The sequence below is a fragment of the Microbulbifer variabilis ATCC 700307 genome, from assembly GCF_000380565.1.
Taxonomy (GTDB): domain Bacteria; phylum Pseudomonadota; class Gammaproteobacteria; order Pseudomonadales; family Cellvibrionaceae; genus Microbulbifer; species Microbulbifer variabilis.
Genome location: NZ_AQYJ01000028.1, coordinates 464,653 through 489,902, shown reverse-complemented (window position 1 = coordinate 489,902; position 25,250 = coordinate 464,653). Strand labels below are relative to the sequence as shown.

Below are 25,250 nucleotides of genomic sequence, written 5' to 3'. Positions count from 1 at the left end.
ATTAGGTTAGTACCAGTTATAGCTTGGATTTTACTGTAGTAAGTTTGTACAAGTGCTGCTCAGATAAAGATGGCCTGTGGCTTCGAGAGCTTAGCTGGTAGCCCTGATAAGAGAAAGAAGTGCAAATTTTTATTCGATTTCAGCCTCCCCCAAGCTGCAAATAGCAGTAGAAATTCAAACCAGTCCACACTGAGCAAGCACAAATGATTACGGCGCTTTTGACGTCAGAACAACTTTTCAGCGAAAATAGCGGCAATTAGTATCAATCATTGCAATCGTTCCTTAGATCGGTATAAATGGAACGATTATACAGAGCAACTTCAACCTCAGAGTGACCACTCACTTAGAGCAGGATTTTAGCACCGGATAAGCTGCCCATCACACTGCCAATATCCGTGGCGGTAGCGGCAATCAACTTGGTTTACTGCAGCTTTCTAGCTGGCGCTTAAAGAGATAAACCTCATTACCTCAGGTTTTCTCTTACTCACTTGAGTAAGTGCTTACCATGTTTTAAGCCTGCTGGAGCCAGATTCGCAAGAAGTTTGAGCATTCTTGCCAGGGTAAAAAGGACAAAAAAATGGCTTGCCTACAGCACCCAGATAGGGAACAACCAGTATATTTAATGGCCCACCACACTATTGGTCGCCGCCAGGGCGCAGTGGACACCCGTATCACCAGTGCTGAGATTTCCGGTATTCACTCGGCAATCCAATGGACCGGCACCCATTGGAATATTCGTGATCTCAGCCGCAACGGAACCTGGCTCAACGGCCAACAACTGGTTCCCGCCAAGAGCTATCCACTACAGACAGGTGACAAGATTTGTTTCGGCCGGGCTGACAACCCAGCCTGGATTATCGAGAATCTTGATGCGCCAGAGAATCTACTCATTGACCTGCAAACCGGGGAAGCACAACCTCTTGAGCAATACCACTTGCTCCCTGATGAGAGTGAACCATTGGCAAGCTTACACTTCAGTCCCGTAACTGCGCAGTGGCAATATGAGTTCACTGGCAATTCCGCTGAAGTCGGCAACAAGAAGCTAGTGAACCATGGCGACCGCATCGACTGCGGCCTTAACAGCTGGCAGTTATTTCTGGCAGATAATCAAGGCGCCACCAAGGAGCTATCCCTACAACAGCTGTCGATCACCGACTTCGGCCTGCGCTTCTCAGTCAGCTCTCACGAAGAGCATGTTCAGCTACAGCTGCAGCGAGAGGGAATGAAGCAATCCCTGCCTGCACGGATCCACAATTATCTGCTGTTATACCTTGCCCGAGCACGCTTCAGGGACATGCAAAACGGCCTAGATATGGATTCGCAGGGCTGGGTCTCGATCCAAGTAGCTACCCACGAGCTGGGTATTACTGTCAATCATCTAAACACCCAGATCTTCCGTGCACGCAAACAGATTTCCGAATCCCTGCCGGACGCAGTTGATACTTCAAACCTGGTTGAACGCCGCTCTTGGGAGATCCGTATTGGCTGCCACCAGTTTGAGATATATAAGGGTACCCAGCTGGAGGCAAAAGCAGAGCTAGGAGAAGCTTAAATTTTGAGGGAGCCAGGGTTTGTTAAGTTAAGGACCACTTTACTATTAATTTAGTTACCAGAATGGTAGAACTGAATCACCAAGATACAGACAAGGCTTACATTACAGGAGCTACTACCCCCTCTGGGTGACCATCTTATATGGTAAAGGCACTCTTCAGCACCGGGGGAATAAATTGTTTGCTACGCAAAGCAACGGTAGGCATACATGATACTCAACTCAACAGATTCCATTAATAAACATAGTTGAGCGAAGATCAGTAACCTCTGAGTACAAATAGCACCCAAGGGCCATTGGTAGGAAGCTTCAGGCACATTGGGACTGGAAGGCCATATAATGCCTTCCAGAAACCAGGAGCAACTCCTCTCTAGCTGTATATACAGCACAGCATTGTACCTAGCTTACAATACTCGAATCAGAACTGTTTAAAATTAAGCCAGCATTGACTCGTCAAGTACCAATATTAATTGTACTACAAGCATAATAGAGTCTCTCTAATAGAGCTGATCAAGCCAAAAAATATGGAATAACGTGAACCATTTCCTTCAGAAAGGAGACAGATAGCTTCACGAAAATGTACTATCAGGTAGAATGGCCTATCCATCCGAGAAGATCAAAATACAATGGACGTAGTTGCGCTGGAGAAAACTGAGGAATACCAAGGCCGTTACAGGGTTGAGCGCACTCTGGGAGCTGGGGGTATGGGAGTTGTTTACCTCGCAGAGGATATCAAGCTGGGGCGCAAGGTTGCGATTAAGCAGTTACGCTCAGATATGACTGGCAACTCAGCAGAAGCTCGTTTTCGTAGTGAGGCACAACTCTTAGCCAGGCTAAACCATCCCAATATCGTACGTTTATATGATGTGATAGAGGAGGAGCACAAAATAGCCTTGGTAATGGAGCTAGTTGAAGGCGTGACCCTCAAGGAATGGATACGCGAACAAACATCCACACTGCCAGAGAAGCTCGACTTGCTGATGCAAGTATCTTTAGGCCTTGGCAAAGCACACTGCCTCGGTATTATCCACCGAGATCTTAAACCAGAGAATATCCTTGTTACTGTAGATGGTGTTGCGAAAATAACCGATTTTGGTATTGCCAAAGCACTGGACTGCGATCAACAGCTTACCAGGGAGGACCACATAGCTGGCAGCGTACAAGCTATGTCCCCTGAGCAATTACAAGGAACTCCCCTGGATGCGCGTAGCGACCTATTCAGCCTTGGCTGTATCGCCTATGAGCTTCTCTGTGGTTGTAAACCTTTCGAAAGAAAGGATATAAGTGCACTGGCTTTTGCCCAGCAAATCATCAATAAACCTCATATCCCACCCCAAAAATCCTGGCCAGATATTCCAAAGCCCCTTGGTGCTCTTTTAGATAGACTATTAGGGAAACATCCGGAGCAACGGCCAGACTCAGCTCTACAGGTGTATGAGGCCCTGGAAATAATTCGCAAATTTGGAATTGACGCTGACACTCATCAGTATTCTGATACGGTCACGCAATTATTAATAAAACCTAGAAAGAAATATAAACGTATTTCTACCCTTATTGCCGGACTAGCCTTACTCTTCGCCGGGGGAGTTTGGGGCTGGCGCTCACTTACGCAGCTGACACCGCAATATATTGCAGTATTACCAATAGAGATCAGTGGTGAAATTTCAGGTGGTGATAACGCATCCACTCTGGTAAGAGCTATGGTTCGCCAGGCGTTAACGAGCACTCCAGGTGGTCTTGAATCCAGCGCTTTGGTAAATTTCACTCCCGATGAGAACAGCTCTCAGGAGCAGCAACTAAAAAAACTACACGAAAAAGGCGTCACCGATGTCTTATTCGCCCATCTCGATTGTATGCAGCAGCGCTGCAACATTGAATTACAAAGAATCAATCCTGAAAATAACCAAGTAAAAGAACAGGCCTCTTTTTTATTCCTCAGCGAGCACCGCCAGGAGTCTCAATATACTATTAGCAACAGCTCTTTAGCACTTTTTCCAAGTGGTTATCAAAAGCAAGTTAGTGGTAAGGTTAAAATGGAGTCAAGTGATTACAACTTGTATCTAACCCTGCTAGCAAAATTAAATAAAAATGATACCCCCCTAACCGAAGAAGATCTCGATCACCTGGAAGAATTAATTGGCAAATACCCCAGAAATGTGAACCTTTATAAGCTCTATGCTGATTTCGCAGCAAGGATATTTATCATAACAAACAATAACAAGCTGCTAACATCCACTATGGGAATTCTCTCTAGTGCTGATATTTCCGGGGCAGATGAAATTACTCTACTTGAGGCTCAGCTAAAGATTAGGTCTATTGATGCAGACAAAAAAGGCTTTGAAACAATACTTAAGAAACTCGAGAAAAGAGGCTACCCTTCCGCCCACCTATTTGCCGAAAGTTCGCGATTTCATTTTAGTAATGGCAGCTACTCTGAAGGGCTAATTTATGCTCAAAAGGCCGTAGCATTATCACCTTCAGCAAATCACCTATACTTAGTTGCAATCACCCAAGTAGCCAGCGGTGACTACAGCTCCCCAAAAGAAGTATTAAATAAACTATTTGAGAGCAACCCTCAATACTGGCCTGCTTATGCCTTACTGGGAGTTATAGAACTAGAAAATGGCAACCTTGATACGGCACAAGCTGCCATACAAATGGTTCCAGAAGCTCATAGAAGCTGGCGTACAAAATCTAATCTTGGGACTATATTTTTTCTTCAAGGTAATTACAGAGAGGCCTTGAAAATTTACCTAGATATCCTGGAGAGTTCGCCAAGCAATATTCAAATGATCAGTCAGGTCGCAGAGGCATACGCTATGCTTTCTGACCATAAAAACGCAGAAAAGTTCTTGAATAGGCTCCTTCAAACTACAGAAGGCAAATCTGATTTTCGCTCTCAAAGATATAGAGCTGTTGCTTTAGCGAATCTAGGGCAGGTTTCCCTTTCTATAAGCATGATAAAAGAGCTCCTCCAAAAAGCTCCAGATGATACCTACGTAAAATATTCTGCAGCCCAAGTATATGCCATTGCTCAAGAGTGGCGCTCTGCCGGTTACCATATAGAACAGCTGTTAGCACAAGGGATGAGCGCAGTGTGGTTCATCCTACCTGAATTTCAACAACTCTGCGCTCAACCCATAGCAATAGAAGCCTCTCTTAACTCTATTTGCCAGTACCCGAAGCCGGAACGGGGTCAATACCCGCTTCCGGATCACCGGAAACAAAATGCATTCCCGTTTCAGGATCAACACACATCCACAAAAAATTAAACCGATCTGGAATACGATCCTTATCTTTAATTTTTATCACCAGCTTAGTGTAATCTCCATCTACTTCTTTGGCTCGCGCGCGAAATTGATGGCGAAAATCAGGACTCAGCGCGATAATTCCATCAAGTTTATGGTTTTGCTGGTAACGAACAAACTCCAACTCTCGACCTGGAACTTCTGACAAATCCAGGGAAACTTTCAGGGTAAGCACTCCACCTTTATAAATTTTAAAGCGCATATTCCCAAAGTGTTCTTCCGGGTTAGCTGCATTGTAAAGAGGCCAATACTGAGGCTCGCCATCCTTCTGCTCTCTGGGCCGTAAAACCAGATCCAGCTTTAACCCTTCTTTAGGTACCTCGCACTCCAGTACGGGTAAGTCGGCACAAGCGACCATTATTCATCCCTCTCGTAAGAATTTGTTATTTGGTGTAACCAAAAGACGTTTTATCTCATGTAAACTACGTCTGTGACTGCGCAATCATAACCGGTACCGGTTTAAAAAAAAGCCGGCAGTACTGATACTACCGGCCCGGAATGATGGTCCCAACCATCGACGGTTACAACAACACTATCAAGAGCAAAATTTGGCATCCGTGCCCCGGGCAAGCTCATCCAAAAGTTCCGACTAAGACTCTGCACCTGTCGGTTCCAGCTCGACCGTTCAGCTTGCGCTGAATCCTTTTAATCCCACGCTTGCGAAAACGTGAGAAAACCAAATCCATCCGAAGTTATGTTGCGGGGGCTGCCGATCCATGGCAGGGGAACTGCTTAACAATCTCCCGCCCCCCTCAACTGGAACCTACTTTACGGAATTGAGAATTACAGGTCTATCACGCCCAATTACAGAAAATTACGCGCCAAATGTTTTATACGTCGGCATAGGCTGTTAGAGTCGCGATATAACAAAAAGCATCGCTTAGTGAGGATACGATGGAAGCGAATCTCGAAGATGTAAAAATTCTCTCTCCCCGCCGCAACAGTACTGAAGCCACAAATATTGAGGAGTTGGCGCGTGAACAATTGCAGCATTTCTGCATCGATTCAGACTCAGAGCACGGCCAATTACTGGAGCAAACTGCAGCACTGCTATATCAGGCCCAGGGCAATCTGAACCAACTGTGGAGCCAGGTTACAGACACCCTGCAGCGCTTGGATCGCTCAGATAAAATTGCTTATTTCAATGCCAAGCGCTTTATGAGTTTCCAACTGGCAAAACTGCTGGATACTCTACAAAACCCATTGCGGGCTAGCTTTCAAAGTCTGCAGGGAGACGATTTCAATATCACCACACGTGGTGGTTATCCACTATTCGACAATATTCCAGCGATTTTTTCCGCAACCCCGGTGATCGCACGCACTGCCACCTACATCTATGCCTGTACCGAGTGGGTAGATGACGCCTTTCGCGGCCGCGAACCCAGCCACGACATTTACTCACGCCTGCTCAACCCGACTTCTATCTCCCTCGCCAATGCCATTGTGGACCTAGAGTGCGGTCCTGCAGCAAACGAATATATGGCCTGGAACTTTAACTCTGGCATGGCAGCCATTGATGCACTGCTTTCCAACCAGCTGCGCCGCGACGATATATTGATTGTCTCGCGTAATATCTACGGCGGCGTACACCAGCTGCTTCAAGATTTTTACGCTCGAAAAGACAAGCTAGCAATCCAGCTGGTTTGGTTTGATGGCACTAGCGGAGAGGATTTTAAAAAGCTTTTAAATGAGACCCAGCAGAATTATGCCGATAATCTTGCTAGGGGGGCGAAGATCCACACCTATATCGAATCACCCTGTAATCCACACGGTATCATGTTGGATGTACCGGGTATCTGTAAGATGGCACATCGGGAAAATATCCTCGTAAGCCTGGATGCCACCTTGGCCACCCCCTTTCTGTATCAACCATTACGCCGGGAGGACCGTGAGGAGCGCCCGGATTTTGTTGTGCACTCCTATACCAAGGATATTGGCGGCACCGGCGCTGCAACAGCTGGCGTGGTTATTGGGGAAAATCACCGCATGTTTATTCCCAAGGGGGACAGTGCCAAAGGGCTCAACTGGGACCAGTGCATGTTCTGGGATGTATATTATATTAAAGGCGCTTTCCTGGATGCGGATAAGGCATGGGAAGTGCACTGCGGCATGCGTACCCTGGAAATGCGTATGCTTACCAAATGTATCAATACATTGAGCCTTAGCCATTTCTTTGCCAGCCACAATAAAATCCGCGTGAATAGCCACGCGGTAGAGAGTCACCCGAATTCAAAAATGCGCGAGTCATTAATGCGCTATGAGTTCCCAACACCGTTGTTCAGTATTGATATGGAGGCAGCACAGATTCCCACCGCGGCCTTCAAGAGCTTCTTTGATGCATTGGAACCGGCCTTTGGGCAAATGGTGAGCCTGGGGCAAACCAATACCATGGTACTCTGCCCTGCACTTACCTCTCATTCGGAGCTCTCTCCTGAAGCGATGGAAGCTGCAGGCATATTCCCAACTACCATCCGTATTTCAGTGGGGGATGAAAATATGGCACAGCTCGCAGCCCACGTGATTAATTGCGCACGTCTTCATCTGGACCCTGTGAGTCCAGGGTTCAGTGACGGCTTTATCTCTCCGGAGGAGGCCGATGCACTCTTTACTCACTTCTATATGCAATCCCACCAGAAGGTAGTGGAAGCACAACCGAAAATTGCCGATTACCTGTAAAGGAAATTGATTTAAGGGAATGAATGAAAGTGGCGCAGCCGGTAACTACCGTTGCGCCGCGCTTGTTGCACTACCCTATATCCCGTAGTATCACTATTTCTGTCCATAATTTAATCAAACAAAAATGCCGAAAATTTCCGCATGCCTTCTGGCCTGGGTACTTTGTTGCCTTTCTGCAATGGTGCTGGCCCAGGGATACGAGCAGCTTTACAGCGACTACCGCGGCAGCCTCTACCAGATTCGCCTGATCGAAAAATCCTCCAACTCCAAAGCCGGTCTCGGTTCCGGGTTCCAAATCTCAGCTGATGGGTTACTTGCCACCAATTACCATGTAGTCGCTCAGGCCGTCAGTGATCCTGAAAAATACACTCTGGAGTATCTATCCACTGACGGCACTAAAGGCACACTGGAGTTGCTGGATATAGATGTAGTGAACGATCTGGCCCTACTGCGCCAGGACAATCCAGGTAAGGAGTATCTTCAACTTGCCACCGACACCCCCAAGAAGGGTGAAACCATTGTTTCACTCGGCAACCCTTTGGATCTGGGTATGACACTGATTCCAGGCACCTACAATGGTATTGCCGGCGGCAGTTTTTATGATCGTATCCACTTCGCCGGTTCCATCAACCCAGGAATGAGTGGCGGCCCAGCAATCAATACCCGAGGCCAAGTGGTAGGTATTAATGTCGCCACTGCTGGAAATCAAGTGAGCTTCCTGGTACCAGTAGATAAGCTATCCTCGCTAGTAGAGCACTACCATCAGCGCGACGAAGCCCTGGACTTAAAGGCTGTGACGTACCAGCAGCTTGTCGACAACCAGCAGCGAATTATCAACTCCATCCTGCAGGCCGACTGGAAACGCCGTTCACTTGGTGAAGCAAAGGTAGTTGGGGAAATCGTGCCGGCCATTAAGTGCTGGGGCAATACGCAGGATGATGACGATAGCCCTATAAAGCGCATCGACAAGGGCTGCACTGGGCAAGATGTTATTTTCCTTTCTGACGAGTTCAATACCGGCAGAGTGGAGTATGAATTTTTCTGGCTGGAGGCCGACAACTTGCTGCCTGCACGCTTTTACGCAGAATATGAACAACAAATGAGCACGTTTTATCCTGGCAACAGCGCTGGCGAAGAAGACGTAACTAATTTCCACTGTCGCCAGGGCTTTACTTCGCAACCGCGTACTGGCAATGGCCCGGTATCAAAACCAGACCGCAGTAAAAAACCACTGATTGCGCGTACCAGTTATTGCGTAAGACGTTATAAAGATTTTCCCAATTTATATGACATCTTCTTTCTGAGCCTCAGTGTGGACCAGAAAAACCGTGCACTGGTGAGCCACTTTACCCTCTCTGGTTTTACCCAGGAGTCCGCCGACGCCTTTACCGAGAAGTTCACGAGCGAGATCCAATGGCACTGATTATTGAAGAACTCAACCGTGCCCATCGGGTACAAATGCGTTACTGCATGGATGGGGAAAAATTCACTCTGGGTCGCGCTTTCAGCAACGATGCTATCCTAGAAGATATTCACGCCGATGGCCGCCACGCTGAAATACGCCATGAAGAAGACGGCAGCTACGTTCTGCATGACCTTAATTCAGTTAATGGCAGCCAGCTATTAGGTAACCTGCAGGACAAGTCGGTCAAGCCTGGAGAAATCTCCTCACATCAGATTACCTCTGGGGATATAGTGCAATGTGGCAAATCCCGGCTGCGCCTGTTCTACTCTGATGATGCTGTGCCAGCAGCTACCCCACTGCACTCTCTGGAAAGTTTGTTTTCAGGCCTATCCCGCCCCTTGAACGCCATATTGCTAGTATTGGCTGTGGCCTGCTCCACCGTGCTACTCAGTTACCTCAACTATGCACGTAGCTATGAATGGACACTTGCCATCAATATATTGGCAAGTGCTACCATCGGCCTGGTGATTTATGCCGGTGCATGGGCTTTCATTGGCAGAGTGGTAAAACATGAAACCCACTTCTTTGCCCACCTGTCTATCGCCGCTATAGGCGCCCTAAGCTATACCGTTTGGGAGTGGTTCAGTGGGGTGTTGAACTACAACTTCGCTATCGGCGATATGATGGAGGCTCTCGACTTCCTCGTGCTCGCGATCATTCTGCCAGCCATGCTCTGGTGTGCCTGCTACCTGGCCACCAATCTTGGACGCGGCTGGCGTTGGGCTGTATCGATGGTATTACCCATCGGCTTTTTAGGACTCAGCCTGGTTGAAAGCCTCAGCAAGCTCAATGACTTCAGTGAGGCACCGGAGATTTCCACCGAACTCAAGTACGATAATATGCTGCTACGTAAACCGGTGCCGATGCAGGATTTTATCGCCGGCTCAACAGCACTATTTGATATTCCCATCGAGAAAGAAGAGTCGGAACCGGGGAACATGGACAGCTCTACCGCAGAAGACACAAGCAGCAACGCGGAGGTTGGGCAATGAACAAGTCATTTTGGAGCCCTGGACTGGAGCAACTGGAACCTTATACTCCAGGCGAACAAGCCAATAGTAAAAACCTGGTCAAGCTCAATACTAATGAGAACCCTTACCCTGCCTCGCCGGGGGCGCTCTCACTATTAGCACAAGGCGATTTCGCTGATGCTCTGCGTCGATACCCGGATCCGGAATCCCTTGAGTTACGCGAAGCTATTGCGGAGCGCTACGATCTCAATAGCAATCAAATATTTGTAGGCAATGGCTCAGATGAAGTCCTTGCGCTGAGTTTCTACAGTTTTTTCCGTCGCAGCGACCCTCTGCTATTCCCCGATATCACCTACAGCTTTTATCCGGTGTACTGCCAGCTTTTTGATATAGAACCTAAAACCATCCCTCTACGCGAGGATTTCACCCTTGCTGTAGAGGACTATGCCGGTAATGCCGGGGGTATCATTATTCCCAACCCCAACGCACCAACTGGCCGCTACTTACCACTCGATCAAATCAAAGAGTTATTGCGCCTGCATTCAGAACGGGTAGTAATTATTGACGAAGCCTATATCGATTTTGGCGGAGAAAGTGCCACCCAGTTGATTGATCAATACCCTAATTTATTGGTGATCCACACCCTATCCAAGTCCTATGCCTTGGCCGGCCTGCGCCTCGGTTTTGCAATGGGACAGGAACATTTGATTGAGGGATTGCTTCGCGCCAAGAACTCCTTTAACTCTTATCCAATAGACTCCATTGCCCAACAGGTTGCAACCGCCGCAATACGCGATCGCGCCTGGCATGCAGATAACTGCGGCAAGGTCATCGCTACGCGCCAGCGTAGTGGGGCAGCCTTACAGGAGCTGGGCTTCCAGGTCGTGCCTTCCAAGGCAAATTTCATTCTGGCGAAGCCACCGGAGCCAGGGGCTGAAGCCCTATACCTGGCACTGCGTGAGCGGAATATCCTGGTGCGCTACTTCAACAAGCCCCGTATCAGTGATTACCTGAGAATTTCCATTGGCACAGATGATGAAATGGACCAGCTTATACGGAACTGCAAAGAGATACTTGCGTCACAGAGCTAGCAGGCAACCTGTCTATACTCGTCGGGTCCGCTTAACTGCGATCCGACTACAGTGACTTACCGGTAACATGGGAACTATGTACTTTCCATCAACGTCCCCCTCCATCAAACACCCCAGGTTGATTGCCCGCGCCCTGGCCATTACCTCAATCGTTCTCAGCAGCATCGCCCAGGCCAACCCCTGGGAAGATACTGAAAAGCCCAGCGCTCAGGCGGCCTCCAGCATTGGCACCTACACCAATGGCTGCCTTGCGGGGGGAGAAACCCTGCCCTTGCGCGGTGAGGGTTATCAACTGGTGCGCACAGGCCGCGAACGCCATTTTGCGCACCCGGATACTATCGCCTTCCTAAAAGACTTTTCGCAAAGTGTGGCACAGAATGATCTGGGCAGAATCCAGATTGGCGATATGTCCATGGCCCGCGGCGGCCCCTTTGGCAGCGGTGGGCATAGCAGCCACCAAACCGGCCTGGATGTGGATATCTGGTACTCCCAGGATCGGCGTGCTGCCAAGCGACCACTCACGCAGTGGGAGCGCGATAATATCTCCGCTATTCCTCTGGCAGATGCAAAAAAACATCGCCTTATTGACGAAAACTGGGATGAGCGAGTCCCCAAAATCCTGCGTATGGCAGCAGAAGACCAGAGGGTGGAACGTATCTTTGTACATCCCACAATCAAGCGCCAGTTGTGTGAAGTTGTGGGCAGGGATAACGAATGGCTGCGCAAAGTGCGCCCCTGGTGGGGACATAACTATCACTTCCATGTACGCTTGGCTTGCCCCGAGGGAAGCAGCGATTGCAAACCCCAGGCACCGGTGCGAACAGATCCCTGTGGCAACGACCTGGACTGGTGGTTTAGCGAGGAATTCTACGCAATACTAAACGGCACCAAGCCCCAACCGACAAAGCCCAAACCTAAGACGATGCCGCAGCAATGCCAGCAGGTACTATTGGCACCCCCTGCCGGCACCACGACGGAATAAATCTATGATCAACACTTTGCTTATCTGTGGCGGTGGCGGCAGCGAGCACGAAGTGTCCCTGCGTACCGCGGATTTTATTGAAGCGCAGCTGACACAAGCCGAAGATATTGCCCTGAAGCGGGTGGAAATGGATGCAAGTGGCTGCCTCACCGATAAACAGGGCCGGGTTTACCATATCTTTTACGACCGCAAAATTCGTGATGAAGAGGGCAATGCCTGGAACGTCGATTACGTTATTCCCTCCATCCACGGTTACCCCGGTGAGACAGGTGACCTGCAATCCCAGCTGGATATGTTTGGTATCCCCTACTTCGGGTCCGCACCTGAAGCCAGCAAAATTTGCTTTAACAAAATCAAAACCAAGATGTGGCTGAGTGCGCTGGGAATAGACAACACACCCTATCTTTTTTTGCACAGCATGGAAGCTGAGGAGCTGAATAAAGCTCACGCAGCGCTGGAGGAGTGGGAGGCGATATTTGTAAAGGCCTCCAACCAGGGTTCCTCAGTAGGTTGCTTCAAAATTACTCGCAAGGAAGAATTAGTAAGCGCAATTGAAGAAGCCTTTACTCTCTCCCCCTATGTTTTGATAGAAAAAGCCTTGAATGCGCGTGAACTGGAAGTGGCGGTCTATACCTTTGAGCAAGAACTAATCGCCACTCGTCCCGGCGAAGTACGCGCTCCATCAGATACTTTTTACACTTATAAAGAAAAATATACTACTGGCAGCCGCGCTGAAACTTTTATTGAAGCGGAGGGACTGAGCGAAGAACAACTGGAATGGATTCGAGAAGTTTCGATGCGTACTTTTAAAGCCTTAAAGCTAAAAGATTTGTCCCGTATCGACTTTTTCCTGACCGATAATAACGAGCTTTACCTCAATGAGGTAAACACTTTTCCAGGTATGACACCCAACTCCATGTTCCCGAAAATGATGGAGAACTATGGCCACGATTTTACCGAATACCTGACAGGCCTGATTCGTGCTGCAGTATCTGAATCAATACAGAATCGGTAGTTAGAAAATAGTTATTAACCGTTCGAAATCTGAAAAACCAAAAGGGGCAATAGGCCCCTTTTTATATCTGACATTTATTTTACTTTTCCAATCTATCTGCCAATCAGAGGTGTAACCATCCCTGCTGCCTGCGCCGAGAGAACTGACCACGCAAGAATTCCATTTGGTCACCTCGAATACGCTCACTGTTAATTAGCGCCAGGTATTCCGCCGCATTTGGGCAAAATGGCAATGCCAATAATTCCATATCAATGTCTTCCAACAAATGACTTCCTTTGTGCTGATTACAACGCCTGCAAGCTGTTACCACATTTTCCCAGGAATCCAAGCCTCCTTTGGATACAGGCATAACATGATCACGGGTCAGATCGATAGATTTAAAGGGCACGCCACAGTACAGGCAGGTGTGAGCATCACGAAAAAATAGCGCCCGGTTTGTCAGTGGAGGTCGGCTGCGCGGGCGCGCCATTCTGGCACCACCACAGGCAATGATTGCCGCCAGATCCAATGTCGAACGCTTACCGCTACGATTGAAACCACCACGTACCCGCTGCACAATCCCCCCGAGTGACCATGTGACCAAATCCCGCACATACAGGCAGGAAGCCTCCTGCCATGTAAGCCATTCCAGTGGCTGCCCTGCCAAATTCAGGCGTAAAATTCTTGCTTGCATGACCTCGCCTCCCCGCAGTCAAACGGAAAAACCCGACTCATACCGAAAGTCATCACAGCCAGCAGGCTAAATAATTTTAAAAATTGGCTGTTTGTATACAGGCAACCTTGATAGGTCGGATAGAAAGGTTTGGGATGGGATTCAATCTGTAAGAGAGATTTCAGTGTTGAAAAAATAAAAACTATGACAGGAAAAGTGCAATAACCTGCAAATAATTTCACCGACAAGAAAACAGCACCCCAACAACTCGATGATGTCTGGGGCAAAATGGGCACTGCTGAAAGTAGATTACTGAATGCGCCACCCTCCGCCAGCCCGAGCAATTTTGGCCGGCCTATCATTATTAAAGCGGATAAATATTACAAATTCCAGACAGCTGAAGCCACCATCAAGAGTAAACTCACTCTCTTAAACCGTCCGAGGAGTGGAACAGAAAAACATTAATAGATTTTATTTAAATAAAAATGTGAGGAAGTTTGGGCACAATAATTAAAACACCGCCCAGGCAATCCGGCCCGGGCGGTGCGTCTCACAGGATGGTGCCCATATCCTTAGGGCGAGCGGCGCAATCCATTTATCCTTTGCCGCAGAGGTGCAGTCCCTTTTGCGTCCCTGCCAGTTAATTATGGACATCAAGCGAGAAAAAAGTAGGGGTAATCTGCTGAAATTTGTGTAAGACATATCTCACAAAGTGAAATATTTCCTTCACAAAGGAGGGGGAGACCCTGTAGACACGCTGTGGTAAAACAAGGGTAATTAGGTGAGCGCGGCCACTATAAACACCTTTATTTCAAGTGCAATCCAATTAGGGAAAATAACGTTGAAATATACGCTAATTTTTTTGCTTATCTTTACCGCTGTAGTTTCAGGCGCCTTATCCGCAGTTGCTTCAGGAATAAGTGTTCCTTGGCGCCAACTTTTTGGTGGCATTAAAACTACCGAGCAGCAGGTTTTAAGTGGGCTCTCAAACGCTCAGGGATACAATCTTCAGCTATTTGCCGACGATGTTCCCGGGGCACGCTGGCTGGTGATCACCCGCTCAGGCGACATCCTCGTCTCGCAGCCAAAAAAGGGACAGGTATCTCTGCTATCCCCAGACCGTAACGGCGACGGACAAGCGGATGCCCAGCGGGTATTAATCGATAACTTAAACCGGCCCCACGGTCTAGCTCTACATGAAAACTGGCTTTATATCGCAGAGAGCGATGCCGTTGGGCGGGTTCCACTCGATCATTCCGATGGGCGCCTTGCTGGAAGTTACCAAAGGATTATCGAAAACCTGGAGGACAGCGGTCACTGGACCAAAACCATTGAAATGGGTCCAGACGGCTGGCTTTATCTGAGCAGCGGTTCCAGCTGCAACGTCTGCATCGAGAAAGACCCACGGCGCGCCACGATAATGCGTATGCGGCCAGATGGCAGTGACTTTAAAATCCTTGCCACTGGACTTCGCAATAGCGTTGGATTCGACTGGTCCCCAAAAGATGGCGGTTTATATGCCACAGACAATGGCCGCGACTGGCTCGGCGACGACCTCCCACCCGATGAGCTCAACCTAATTCGGCCAGACAAGTTCTATGGCTGGCCCTATGCCTATGGAGACCGGATACCCGACCCAGATTTCATTGGTGATGAAAACCCGACAGTAAAAGAGATGATCGCATCCTCAGTTCCTCCGGTACACGAATTTGCCGCACACAATGCGCCATTGGGTATTCGCTTCCTGCGCAGCCCGGAACAACCGGAAGACTACCGGGGGGCAGCTCTCGTAGCCCTGCACGGCTCTTGGAATCGCAGCGTCAAAGACGGTTACAAAGTGGTATCCCTACACTGGGATGAAAGTGGGGATATCACCCAGCGGGATTTCCTTTGGGGGTTTCTCAGTGACGATCGCAAAGAAGTTTCTGGTCGACCAGTGGCCATTGCTGAAGATAGCCAGGGCTCAATTTATATTACCGACGACTACGCCGGGGCGATTTACCACCTGTCTCCCGGTAGCATGCTAAAAGCCTCGGCCCCCTATCCTCTCAAGGTCACTAATAATACTCCCAGAAAACCACCTACAATAGACTCCGACGCCGCTCGCGAAGGCAAAGCCCTCTACCAGGAACATGACTGCGCTCATTGTCACCAACAACAAGTGCCCTTGAAAGAACTGAGCAAAAAATACACTTTGGAGACACTTGCCAGTTATTTCGATGCACCGACGCCTCCTATGCCTAGATACAACTTTACGGATCAGCAGAAAAAAGCACTGGCCCATTACCTGTTATCTCTCGAGGCCCTGAGATAGCTCATCTACTGGGAAGCGAGTGCACTCTAATTGACCCTTGTCGCGCCAGCGGCTAAGGTTGCCTCGGAATTAAGAGGCGATGCTATGGCGGCAAAGAAAAAATCAGCAACTTTTGAAGAAAGCCTGGAGGCCCTGGAAGAATTGGTGGAACGCCTTGAGGCCGGAGACCTGCCTCTTGAAGAGGCCCTGGCTGACTTCGAACGTGGAGTAAAGCTCACCCGTGAGTGCCAGAAAAAACTGGCCAGCGCCGAGCAGAAGGTCAAACTGCTGATGGAAGAGAGCGGTAATATTCGCGAGCTACCATTCGATACCGATGATTCCGCGGATGATGCCTGAGTGAGTAGTAAAACCGCACCCGTAACACTGCGGGCCTTTCTCCATGATGCAGCCACAAGGGTTGAAGCACGAATCAAGGAAGTCCTCAAGCAACCTGCCCCCAATGCCGAAAAACTCTTTGAGGCTATGCGCTATGCCGCATTGGGCCCAGGCAAACGCCTGCGTCCGGCCCTGGTATATGCCAGTGCCAAAGTCTTTTATGGAGTAGATTTTGATCCAGCTAAATGTGATGCAACCGCGGCGGCCCTAGAGTGTATCCACGCCTACTCCCTGGTCCACGATGACCTACCAGCAATGGATGACGACGATCTGCGCCGGGGCCGCCCTACCTGCCATATCGCCTTTGACGAAGCCACAGCAATCCTTGCCGGCGATGCGCTTCAAACCCAAGCATTTGAACTGCTACTGGCAGATAACACTGAGCCTGCACTCAAGTTACAACTTTTACAGGAGCTGACGACAGCGTCTGGCAGCCGGGGAATGGTTGCGGGCCAGGCTATCGACCTGGACTCTGTAAACAAAACCCTTACTCTGGAACAACTGGAGCCTATGCATCGCCTGAAAACTGGCATGCTGATCTGCGCCAGTGCACGAATGGGTGCTCTACTCGGTGGCGCCAACAGTGTCCAGCTACAAACTATTAGTCACTATGCGCAAGCTATTGGCCTGGCTTTCCAGGTACAGGACGATATCCTCGATATCACTGCAGATACTGAGGTTTTAGGTAAGCCCCAGGGTGCAGACGCGCTGCTGAACAAACCTACTTATGTCTCCCTTCTTGGCGTAGATGGCGCTAGGGAGAAGTTGCAGGGACTGCACAACCAGGCCCTTGATGCCCTGGTTACACTGCCTGGCGATACCTCATTACTGCGAGAGCTCGCTGATTATATCGTCCAGCGCAGCCACTAGAGTGGGGCGTCCGTCCCCCTTTGGGATGCAATATGCCTGTCACGGGCATACAATCCCCCTCACTATCATTATCTGTAGCCATTGATACGATTGATGCTCGAAGACATTCCACGCTCACGCCCTCATACGCCGCTGCTCGACTCTATCGACGAGCCAGCCCAACTGCGCGCGCTTGACGAACGCCAGTTGCCCGAACTCGCCAACCAGCTGCGCGAATACCTGTTGTACTGTGTCGGCCAAACCGGCGGACACTTCGGCGCCGGTCTCGGCGTGGTGGAACTGACTATCGCCCTCCATTATATCTATAACACTCCAGAAGACCGCCTGGTGTGGGATGTAGGCCACCAGACCTACCCGCACAAGATTCTCACAGGTCGCCGCGAACAGATGCTCACCATGCGCCAGCAGGGCGGCCTATCAGGCTTCCCCAAGCGCAGCGAGAGCCCCTACGACACTTTCGGAGTCGGTCACTCCAGTACCTCTATCGGCGCGGCCCTGGGTATGGCCCTGGGCTCCCCCGATGAGCGTAAAGTCGTAGCGGTTATCGGAGACGGCGCCATGACCGCAGGTATGGCCTTCGAGGCGCTCAATCACGCATCTCATACCGGTCGGGATATGTTGGTTGTTCTCAATGACAACAGTATGTCGATCTCGAAAAACGTCGGCGGACTGGCCACCTATTTTGCCAAGATCCTTGCCAGCAAGACCTACCTCAATATGCGCGAGGGCAGCCGCAAGATCCTGTCTGCGATACCCAAGGCCTGGCAGCTGGCACGACGTACAGAAGAGCACGTCAAGGGCATGATTACCCCTGGTACACTTTTCGAGGAACTGGGATTCAACTATGTCGGCCCACTGGACGGCCATAATATGCACGATCTGGTGCACACCCTGCGCAACCTGCGCAGCCAGCCCGGTCCCCAGCTACTGCATATAGCCACTACCAAGGGCAAGGGCTTCGGTCCGGCGGAGGCCGACCCTGTCGGATACCATGCACTGAACAAACTGGAACCGGAGAGTAAAGTTCAAGTTGCAGTGCCAGGCAAAAAGAAACTGCCCAAATATCAGGATATCTTCGGCCAGTGGCTGTGTGACACTGCCGCCCAGGATGAGCGGCTTATAGCTATTACACCCGCCATGTGTGAGGGCTCCGGCATGGTGGAGTTTTCCAAACGTTTTCCACAGCGCTTCCAAGACGTAGCCATTGCCGAGCAGCACGCTGTTACTCTCGCCGCCGGCCTCGCCTGCGAGGGCCAAAAGCCGGTTGTGGCCATTTACTCTACTTTCCTGCAGCGCGGCTATGACCAAATGGTGCATGATGTTGCCATCCAAAACCTGGATGTCACCTTCGCCATCGACCGCGCCGGCCTTGTTGGTGAAGATGGCCCAACCCATGCAGGCAGCTTCGATCTGACCTTTATGCGCTGCCTGCCCTATCTCGCCATCGCAGCGCCCAGCAACGAAAACGAGTGCCGCCAGTTACTGTATACCGCCTACTGCCACAATGGCCCCGCCGCTGTGCGTTATCCGCGCGGTACCGGCATGGGCGCTACGATCGAAGAAGAGATGCGAGAGCTTCCCATCGGCAAGGGCCGTTTACTCCGCGAGGGCAGCGGCGTGGCGATATTGAATTTCGGTACCCTGCTAGCCCCCGCTATGGCAGCTGCGGAGCGCCTTGGCGCCACTCTCGCCGATATGCGCTGGGTCAAACCATTGGATGAGTCGCTCATTGACGAGCTGGCGGATAGCCACCAATTGCTGGTGACCATCGAAGAGAACACCATTGCCGGTGGAGCCGGCAGCGCAGTGCTTGAGTACCTTAATACTACTGCCAGAACCATGCCCGTATTGCAGTTAGGTCTGCCAGACCAAATTATCGAGCACGGTAAGCATAAGGACCTGCTTGCCGGAATCGGTCTTGATGCTGCCGGAATTGAAGAGCAGATACATCGCCGGCTGCAGATACTTAACCAACACAACTTCAAGGGGCGCACGGCAGCGGCCAACTAATCGGGTTCGTTCCAGGACCTTCCCAGTCCAACGAACCAATAACTTCAATAGTGTGTCCAGCTTTATTCAGGTACTGCGGGCGCGACTGGGGCTTTTTACTGGCCCTTTTTCTATCAATTTCTGCTTGGATTCGGGGGAAAGATGTCGTTTTTTAAAAAAGCCCTTGTCACTTCCATAGGCCTGCTTGCCAGTTTCAGTGCTACCGCCATGGACCAGAAAGCTTTCAGAAAGGCCTTTAAAGCCCTTCCCTCTGAGAATGCCTCGGAGCAGTTGATAGCTTTGCAAGACTTCCGCTACCGGTGGATTATGGAAAGCTATCCCAGCATGGCCACCTACGAAGGCTACCCCGGACAGAATGACCGCTGGGTGGACAACTCAAAGAGAGGCATCGAAGTTCGGCAGGAACAGACCCGTCGACTTTTAGGTGCTACTCGCAATCTAGATGCCAGCGAGTTGCCCGAAAAGCAACAACTGGACTACCAGTTGCTTTACCAGGATTTACTCGGTGAAGTAAAAGGCTTCCAGTTTCCCGATCACCTACAGCCTGTGACCCATATGAGCGGTATCCAGCGCAGCGTGCCAGCTGTGCTAATTAGTATGCCGCGCCGCTCGGTGGCCGATTACGAGGATATCCTGGCTCGATTGGAGAAGCTGCCAACCCTGGTTGAGCAAACCCAGGAATTGATGCGTGAGGGGCTCAGGAGGGAAATTACTCCACCACAGATTACCCTGCGTGATTTACCGAGGCAGATCCGCGCCCTGATTCCAGCAACTCCGGAACAGAGCCCGCTGCTCAAGGTCTTCGCAGACATGCCAAAGGGCATTCCGGTTGCCAGGCAACAGAGCCTGCGCCAACGTGCTCTGGATATTTACAACAAGCAGTTAACGCCGGCCTGGCGGAAAATGGCTGAATTTATCGAGCGTGACTATATCCCCGGTGCGCAGAAAAATATCGCTCTTAGCAGCCGCAATGACGGCCTGCGCTGGTACGCCTATAAGGTTGAGCAAAACACTACTACAGAACTAAGCCCTGAGGAAATCCACCGCATAGGCTTGGCCGAAGTCAAGCGTATCCGTGCAGAGATGCAAGCTGTCATGCAAAAGACTGGCTTCCAGGGAGACTTCAAGGCCTTTACCGAATTCCTGCGCACTGATCCACGCTTTTACCACACCAGCCGTGAGGCCCTGTTAAGAGACTACCGGGATATTGCCAAGCGCATCGATGGCGAGCTGCCCGCGCTGTTTGGCACCCTGCCCAGATTGCCCTATGGAGTTAAACCCATTCCCAGCTACTCGGAGCAGTCACAAACCACGGCCTATTACCTGCCAGGCTCCAACGAGGCTGGCCGCGCAGGTATTTTCTTTGCCAACACCTACAACCTGCCCAGCCGGCCCAAGTGGGAAATGGAGGCGCTGACGGTACACGAGGCAATGCCTGGCCATCACTTACAGATTGCCCTGGCCCAGGAGCAAAGTGATATTCACCCACTACGACGTATGGCTCTCTATACCTCTTTTGTGGAAGGCTGGGGCCTCTACTCCGAAAGCCTCGGATATGACCTGGGTTTGTACAAAGATCCCTATAGCGAGTTTGGTGCACTGACCTACGATATGTGGCGCGCCGTGCGCCTGGTTGTAGACACCGGCATGCATCAACTGGGCTGGAGCCGTGAGCAGGCAATTGGTTATTTTATGGAAAATAGTGCCAAGCCTCTGCACGATGTCACCGTGGAAATTGACCGCTACCTGGTTTGGCCAGGACAGGCACTGGCCTATAAATTAGGGCAGTTAAAAATTAAAGAGCTACGTGCAAAAGCAGAAGAAGAGCTAGACAATAATTTTGACATCCGCAGCTTCCACGACGTCCTTCTTGGCGCCGGCGCGCTGCCCTTAAATATTCTCGAGACACGAATGAACAGCTGGATTGAAAGTCAGGGCTCTGCATCGGCTCAGGCTTCTCCCCCAGCAACATCGCAAGCATCGGCGGGCTAGAGAAACTAAAAGGGCAGGAATTCCCTGCCCTTTTTTTATGACTGAAGTCTCCGCTAAAAGCCCTCTAATCACCACTCGGAAGATACTGACAAATATATTGAGCGTGGCTCCCCTGGAAAGTATCTGTCCCCAACAAAGCTGCTGTAGTCCGCTCGCTCTGCGTAGGCCTTATTGGTAAGGTTTAACGCCCTTATAGAAAGAGCCCAGCGATCAAATACCCACTCGGCCCGCAGGTTCAATAAATTGTGCCCGGAATATTCATGCTGATTTTGGGGATCTGTGAAGTAGCGCGCCTGATGTAACCATTCCAGCTCAGCGGTTATCTCTTGCCGGGGTTGCCATTGCAGGCGATAGCTACCGAAAGCCCTGGGGGCTGAATCCACAAGATTACCATCCAGTAACACTCCCTGCAGCTCTCGCTCATCACGGTAGCGGTGCTCCGCATAACTGGAGGATGTCTCCAGTCGCCAGCTCTGGGCAAATGCATAGCCAAGCGCCATCTCCACACCGCGATGTGAGGTTTTCCCACTGGATTGGTTAAAGTACTCCGTATCCCGAAAAATTACATTGCGCTTGCGCATTCCATAAGCCACAAGTTCATAGGAAAGGTGCTCTTTAAGAATTCGCACCCCCAGTTCAATACTGCTGATTTGTTCAGAATCCAATTCGGCAACAGTTTGTTCTCGCTGTAAACGATAAAGTTCTGTTGCTTGGGGAACCCGATGTCCTTGGGCCATATTGACAAAAAACTGCAAGCCAGGTTTGAGATCGTAAGTAGCTCCTAGTTTGGGCGACCAATTCTGGAAGCTGTCTTTGCGGTCTTCTGGCCGGCTAAACCTACAGCCACCAAAGCCACAAGGGAGACCATCCTCGGCCGTACGGCCAGACAGCATTTTATTGTTGTAGTCATACTGTACCGATTCTAAACGTACGCCGCTGTAGAGCTTTAAAGTATCGGTAGCATTCCAGGTAGCCAAAGTAAAAGGGGCAACGCTATAAGCATCTACTTGATAGTCATAGTGCTTACCTACGGGGATAGTCTCCCGTAAAAAAACCGATCCCTCTGTTGGCTCTTTCTGGAGTTCTCGTAAATAGCCTTGGGTAAATTCCATATCTAGCCCCATTACTATTTCCAGGTTGCCTGCCCTGGTAAAGAAATAGCTGCTTCGCAGGCCGATACTCTCCTGGCCATTTTCTTCCAACGCCTGCCCCGGTAAATAGTGCTGTAGAAAACGCATATCTGTTTTTCTAAGGTAAGGGGCCAGTGATAGCTTTTTTCCCGAGCCCAAATCAATATCGAGAATAGAGTAAAGCCGTACCGCGGAGGCATCGCGGAATGCTTCTGGGTTCGGGTTTTCCCTGTCCCTCCGATCATCCCGATAGACATTGTGTCCTTCGATATAACCCGCTGTTTCCTGATTTAAATTCGTGACTGCCAGACGAGAACGGATCTGTGTCTGCGCTGTAGAAACAGAGTGCAAAAGACTGAGCTTTTGCTGGTCATAACCAGAGTGGTCCCTATAACCCCCATCAGATGCCAGGGAAAGATCTGCTCGTACTCTGCCTTCGTTAGAAAGATCAGATTCAGCTGAAATACTGGTTCGATAGTAATCATGGGGGCCACCTTCAAAACCTAAAGTTCCAGAAAAGGCTTTTGTATTTTCTTCAATTTCCGGACTCAGAATATTCACGACACCATGCATAGCGTTGGAACCATACAGAGTGCCGGCTGGTCCGCGAATAACTTCAACTCGCTGTGCCACTTCACTATGGGATTCAAACAACTCATTTATATTGCAGAATCCATTTGCCCGCAGAGGGATGCCATCCTCCATTGTCAGCACACTGCCACAGGCTCCAGCCCCTGACAGTACTGGCGAACGCAATGCGGGCAAATATTCCAGACCGTTGCCTCTTGCCACATTGGCCCCAGGGACTCGCGCTAAACTTTGCTGGATATGATTGTGCTTAATCAGCTTTAATTCCTGACCGGCAACCATAGAGAAGCTTTCAGGATACTCCTGAAGCTGTTTTTCAACACGACTAGCTGTAACGACGACAGATTCGATATTCGCTTGGTCGGACCAAGCCACCTGGCTGACCGACAATAGTATTAGTCCCAGACTCCTGATTTTTTTTAACATGCTTCCAGCTTGATTCTCCTTCGATTACAGTCAACCATACAGGACCTGGGCAGAGTTTTCCCATTCTCTCCCTTCCCACTATCAAATTCCCCTTTCCGCCTTAGCCTATCAAGCTCCCAGTCAAAACCTGTGCCAATGTAAAAACACGCAGTAGCGACACCCCACCGGCATATTAGTCGATCAATTTTCTCTAAACTCTTAAGTAAAGTGGCAGTTAGCTATTCTCCGACCTAACCTCCAAAAGGAGGATGAAATAGGAATTTTTTAAAAATTACGTTTTAAAGAGGAAAAGCATGGCCTGGTTCTACCTATTGTTGGCTGGTCTTTGTGAGATTGGTTGGGTACTGGGGCTAAAAATATCCCAGGAGGTATCTACCCGCCTGCTGGGTGTTGTAATGGCTGTTGTGTTTATTGGCCTCAGCGGATTTTTACTGTGGTTGGCCCAGCGGGAAATCCCCATTGGAGTTTCCTATGCGGTTTGGACAAGTATCGGTGCGGCCGGTGCCTTTCTGATGGGAATCGTTTTCTTTGGTGAGACGGCCAGCCTCGGTCGATATCTCGGGGTACTGCTAATTATCGTCGGGGTTGTCACATTAAAACTGGCTCGCTAGCTTACATAACAGTTTTGAAGGGCAGCTAATGCTGCCCTTCTATCCCTGGTTGCATACCACTTATAAAAATTAGAGATACAGGAGTTACTTTCAATCCTCCCCGTGATACTTGCGCTTACGCGCCTGGTTTTGCACAGATCGATACATCTGGGATAGCGCTCTCTCCCCCGCCCGTTTCTGCGCCAGAGTTTGACCGTTACGGCTTAGTTCCTGTTGCAGTTTTTGCCAATTGCGCAGGCGCCGCTCATCCAGCGAACCGCCCGTTATCGCCTCTTGTACCGCACAGCCTGGCTCTGACTGGTGCTGGCAGTCAGAGAAGCGACACTCCCTGGCCAAGGCCTCAATATCGGAGAAAGTCTCCGCCACGCCACCTTCAACATGCACCAACCCCAGCTCCCGCATCCCAGGGCTATCGAGTAACAACGCTCCCCAACTCAGGGAGTGAAGAGAGCGTTTCCGTGTGGTGTGGCGCCCTTTGCTGTCAGCTTCACGAATGGTCCCAGTCTCAGCCAGAGATTCGCCAGACAGCGCATTTAGCAAAGTGGACTTACCCACTCCAGAAGAACCTAACAGCGCGATAGTTTCCCCAGGTAAGCACCACTGGCGCAGCTGTGCCACGCTCTCTCGATCCAGGCTATTTACCATTGCAACAGGTAATTCACCGAATGGGCGCAATGCCTGAAGAAAAGGGGCAGTATCTTCACACAGGTCGGCCTTAGTCAGTATCAGGTGGGGGCGGCAACCGGACTCCCGTGCCAGAGCCAAATAGCGCTCAATACGTGAGAGGTTAAAGTCCTCATTCAGGGACGAAACAATAAAAACACTATCGACATTGGCAGCGATCATCTGCACCTGATGCCCCCCAGGTGCCATGCGCTCAAACTGGCTGCTGCGGCTCAACAAACGCACAAAATATCCACTGCTCTTCTCTAACAACAACCAATCCCCCACCGTCGGCAAATTAGCCACAAGACTCCCGGTTAGGGGAAGGGACACAGCCCCCTGCTCGCCGGCCAATTCCAGGCGACCGCGGTGTACAGCCATAACCCGCAGCGGCAAACACTGTTCGAGTTCTTCGAGCGTCACCTGCTGTTGGAAAAAAGACTTCCAACCGAGCTTTTGTAGCGGAGAAGCTTCCCGCTCAATTTTGATAGATGGGGATTTAGTGCCGAATCTATTAACAGACCGGCGGGTAAAGTGAGATTTACTCAAGATTGAAACCCTC

18 protein-coding genes are annotated in these 25,250 nt (G+C 50.2%); 14 read left to right on the top strand and 4 right to left on the bottom strand.

Annotated elements, in window-relative coordinates; translation table 11 throughout:
• Positions 1-577: 577 nt before the first annotated feature.
• Both G367_RS0117880 and G367_RS25310 read left to right on the top strand, forming a co-directional pair.
• Positions 578-1,552 carry an FHA domain-containing protein gene (locus G367_RS0117880; protein WP_157533606.1) on the top strand — a complete coding sequence of 325 codons (975 nt, stop codon included), beginning with the start codon at positions 578-580 and terminating at the stop codon, positions 1,550-1,552.
• Between the two features lie 623 nt (positions 1,553-2,175).
• The gene (locus tag G367_RS25310; protein ID WP_020414533.1) at positions 2,176-4,821 is read left to right on the top strand and encodes a serine/threonine-protein kinase; all 2,646 of its coding nucleotides are present in this window, start codon (positions 2,176-2,178) and stop codon (positions 4,819-4,821) included.
• On the opposite strand, the gene G367_RS25750 is transcribed toward G367_RS25310, so the two are convergent.
• Complete coding sequence (locus tag G367_RS25750) at positions 4,715-5,215, bottom strand: hypothetical protein (RefSeq protein WP_026305227.1); 501 nt, start codon at positions 5,213-5,215, stop codon at positions 4,715-4,717. The genes G367_RS25310 and G367_RS25750 overlap by 107 nt on opposite strands.
• A 536-nt stretch (positions 5,216-5,751) precedes the next feature.
• Here G367_RS25750 and G367_RS0117865 point away from each other — a divergent pair.
• The 6 genes from G367_RS0117865 (at position 5,752) to G367_RS0117840 (ending at position 13,057) form a co-directional block, all read left to right on the top strand.
• Positions 5,752-7,533, top strand: a complete 1,782-nt coding sequence (locus G367_RS0117865; protein ID WP_020414532.1) for a trans-sulfuration enzyme family protein — start codon at positions 5,752-5,754, stop codon at positions 7,531-7,533.
• A 124-nt stretch (positions 7,534-7,657) separates the two neighbouring features.
• Complete coding sequence (locus G367_RS0117860) at positions 7,658-8,956, top strand: S1C family serine protease (RefSeq protein ID WP_020414531.1); 1,299 nt, start codon at positions 7,658-7,660, stop codon at positions 8,954-8,956.
• Positions 8,947-9,990 (top strand): FHA domain-containing protein, encoded by a 1,044-nt coding sequence (locus G367_RS0117855; protein ID WP_020414530.1) that lies wholly within the window; start codon positions 8,947-8,949, stop codon positions 9,988-9,990. Before G367_RS0117860 ends, G367_RS0117855 begins: the two co-directional genes overlap by 10 nt.
• Positions 9,987-11,060 carry a histidinol-phosphate transaminase gene (hisC, locus tag G367_RS0117850; RefSeq protein ID WP_020414529.1) on the top strand — a complete coding sequence of 358 codons (1,074 nt, stop codon included), beginning with the start codon at positions 9,987-9,989 and terminating at the stop codon, positions 11,058-11,060. The genes G367_RS0117855 and hisC overlap by 4 nt, the downstream gene beginning before the upstream one ends.
• A 76-nt stretch (positions 11,061-11,136) precedes the next feature.
• Entirely contained in the window at positions 11,137-12,042 is a 906-nt protein-coding gene (gene mepA, locus G367_RS0117845) for a penicillin-insensitive murein endopeptidase (protein ID WP_020414528.1), read from the top strand.
• 4 nt (positions 12,043-12,046) lie between these two features.
• A complete protein-coding gene (locus G367_RS0117840) occupies positions 12,047-13,057 on the top strand; it encodes a D-alanine--D-alanine ligase (RefSeq protein ID WP_020414527.1) in 1,011 nt (336 codons plus the stop codon).
• A gap of 103 nt (positions 13,058-13,160) precedes the next feature.
• Here the strand turns inward: G367_RS0117840 and G367_RS0117835 are convergent, their stop codons facing one another.
• On the bottom strand, positions 13,161-13,730 hold the full coding sequence (locus G367_RS0117835; protein WP_020414526.1) for an HNH endonuclease: 570 nt from the start codon (positions 13,728-13,730) through the stop codon (positions 13,161-13,163).
• 820 nt (positions 13,731-14,550) lie between these two features.
• Between G367_RS0117835 and G367_RS0117830 the strand changes: the two genes are divergently transcribed.
• The 5 genes from G367_RS0117830 to G367_RS0117810 all read left to right on the top strand — a co-directional run bounded on the left by G367_RS0117830 (position 14,551) and on the right by G367_RS0117810 (position 21,270).
• Positions 14,551-16,023 carry a DUF7133 domain-containing protein gene (locus tag G367_RS0117830; RefSeq protein WP_020414525.1) on the top strand — a complete coding sequence of 491 codons (1,473 nt, stop codon included), beginning with the start codon at positions 14,551-14,553 and terminating at the stop codon, positions 16,021-16,023.
• A gap of 84 nt (positions 16,024-16,107) precedes the next feature.
• Positions 16,108-16,359, top strand: coding sequence for an exodeoxyribonuclease VII small subunit (locus tag G367_RS0117825; protein WP_020414524.1), 252 nt, complete (start codon positions 16,108-16,110; stop codon positions 16,357-16,359).
• On the top strand, positions 16,360-17,268 hold the full coding sequence (locus G367_RS0117820; RefSeq protein WP_020414523.1) for a polyprenyl synthetase family protein: 909 nt from the start codon (positions 16,360-16,362) through the stop codon (positions 17,266-17,268).
• 93 nt (positions 17,269-17,361) lie between these two features.
• Entirely contained in the window at positions 17,362-19,278 is a 1,917-nt protein-coding gene (dxs, locus tag G367_RS0117815) for a 1-deoxy-D-xylulose-5-phosphate synthase (protein WP_020414522.1), read from the top strand.
• Between the two features lie 141 nt (positions 19,279-19,419).
• On the top strand, positions 19,420-21,270 hold the full coding sequence (locus G367_RS0117810; RefSeq protein ID WP_020414521.1) for a DUF885 domain-containing protein: 1,851 nt from the start codon (positions 19,420-19,422) through the stop codon (positions 21,268-21,270).
• 68 nt (positions 21,271-21,338) lie between these two features.
• On the opposite strand, the gene G367_RS0117805 is transcribed toward G367_RS0117810, so the two are convergent.
• Positions 21,339-23,414, bottom strand: coding sequence for a TonB-dependent receptor (locus G367_RS0117805; RefSeq protein ID WP_020414520.1), 2,076 nt, complete (start codon positions 23,412-23,414; stop codon positions 21,339-21,341).
• Between the two features lie 293 nt (positions 23,415-23,707).
• Here G367_RS0117805 and G367_RS0117800 point away from each other — a divergent pair, with 293 nt between their 5' ends.
• The gene (locus tag G367_RS0117800) at positions 23,708-24,025 is read left to right on the top strand and encodes a DMT family transporter (protein ID WP_020414519.1); all 318 of its coding nucleotides are present in this window, start codon (positions 23,708-23,710) and stop codon (positions 24,023-24,025) included.
• Positions 24,026-24,115: 90 nt separating this feature from the next.
• Here the strand turns inward: G367_RS0117800 and rsgA are convergent, their stop codons facing one another.
• Positions 24,116-25,237, bottom strand: coding sequence for a ribosome small subunit-dependent GTPase A (gene rsgA, locus G367_RS0117795; protein WP_020414518.1), 1,122 nt, complete (start codon positions 25,235-25,237; stop codon positions 24,116-24,118).
• Positions 25,238-25,250: the final 13 nt, after the last annotated feature.

Excerpts from the sequence above, each read along its gene's own strand:
- G367_RS0117800 (WP_020414519.1), top strand. The coding sequence starts at position 23,708 with ATGGCCTGGTTCTACCTATTGTTGGCTGGTCTTTGTGAGATTGGTTGG.
- G367_RS0117810 (WP_020414521.1), top strand. The coding sequence starts at position 19,420 with ATGTCGTTTTTTAAAAAAGCCCTTGTCACTTCCATAGGCCTGCTTGCC.
- G367_RS25310 (WP_020414533.1), top strand. The coding sequence starts at position 2,176 with ATGGACGTAGTTGCGCTGGAGAAAACTGAGGAATACCAAGGCCGTTAC.
- hisC (WP_020414529.1), top strand. The coding sequence starts at position 9,987 with ATGAACAAGTCATTTTGGAGCCCTGGACTGGAGCAACTGGAACCTTAT.
- G367_RS0117825 (WP_020414524.1), top strand. The coding sequence starts at position 16,108 with ATGGCGGCAAAGAAAAAATCAGCAACTTTTGAAGAAAGCCTGGAGGCC.
- mepA (WP_020414528.1), top strand. The coding sequence starts at position 11,137 with ATGTACTTTCCATCAACGTCCCCCTCCATCAAACACCCCAGGTTGATT.
- G367_RS0117835 (WP_020414526.1), bottom strand. The coding sequence starts at position 13,730 with ATGCAAGCAAGAATTTTACGCCTGAATTTGGCAGGGCAGCCACTGGAA.
- G367_RS0117840 (WP_020414527.1), top strand. The coding sequence starts at position 12,047 with ATGATCAACACTTTGCTTATCTGTGGCGGTGGCGGCAGCGAGCACGAA.
- G367_RS0117865 (WP_020414532.1), top strand. The coding sequence starts at position 5,752 with ATGGAAGCGAATCTCGAAGATGTAAAAATTCTCTCTCCCCGCCGCAAC.
- G367_RS0117880 (WP_157533606.1), top strand. The coding sequence starts at position 578 with ATGGCTTGCCTACAGCACCCAGATAGGGAACAACCAGTATATTTAATG.
- G367_RS25750 (WP_026305227.1), bottom strand. The coding sequence starts at position 5,215 with ATGGTCGCTTGTGCCGACTTACCCGTACTGGAGTGCGAGGTACCTAAA.
- G367_RS0117805 (WP_020414520.1), bottom strand. The coding sequence starts at position 23,414 with ATGTTAAAAAAAATCAGGAGTCTGGGACTAATACTATTGTCGGTCAGC.
- G367_RS0117855 (WP_020414530.1), top strand. The coding sequence starts at position 8,947 with ATGGCACTGATTATTGAAGAACTCAACCGTGCCCATCGGGTACAAATG.
- dxs (WP_020414522.1), top strand. The coding sequence starts at position 17,362 with ATGCTCGAAGACATTCCACGCTCACGCCCTCATACGCCGCTGCTCGAC.
- G367_RS0117860 (WP_020414531.1), top strand. The coding sequence starts at position 7,658 with ATGCCGAAAATTTCCGCATGCCTTCTGGCCTGGGTACTTTGTTGCCTT.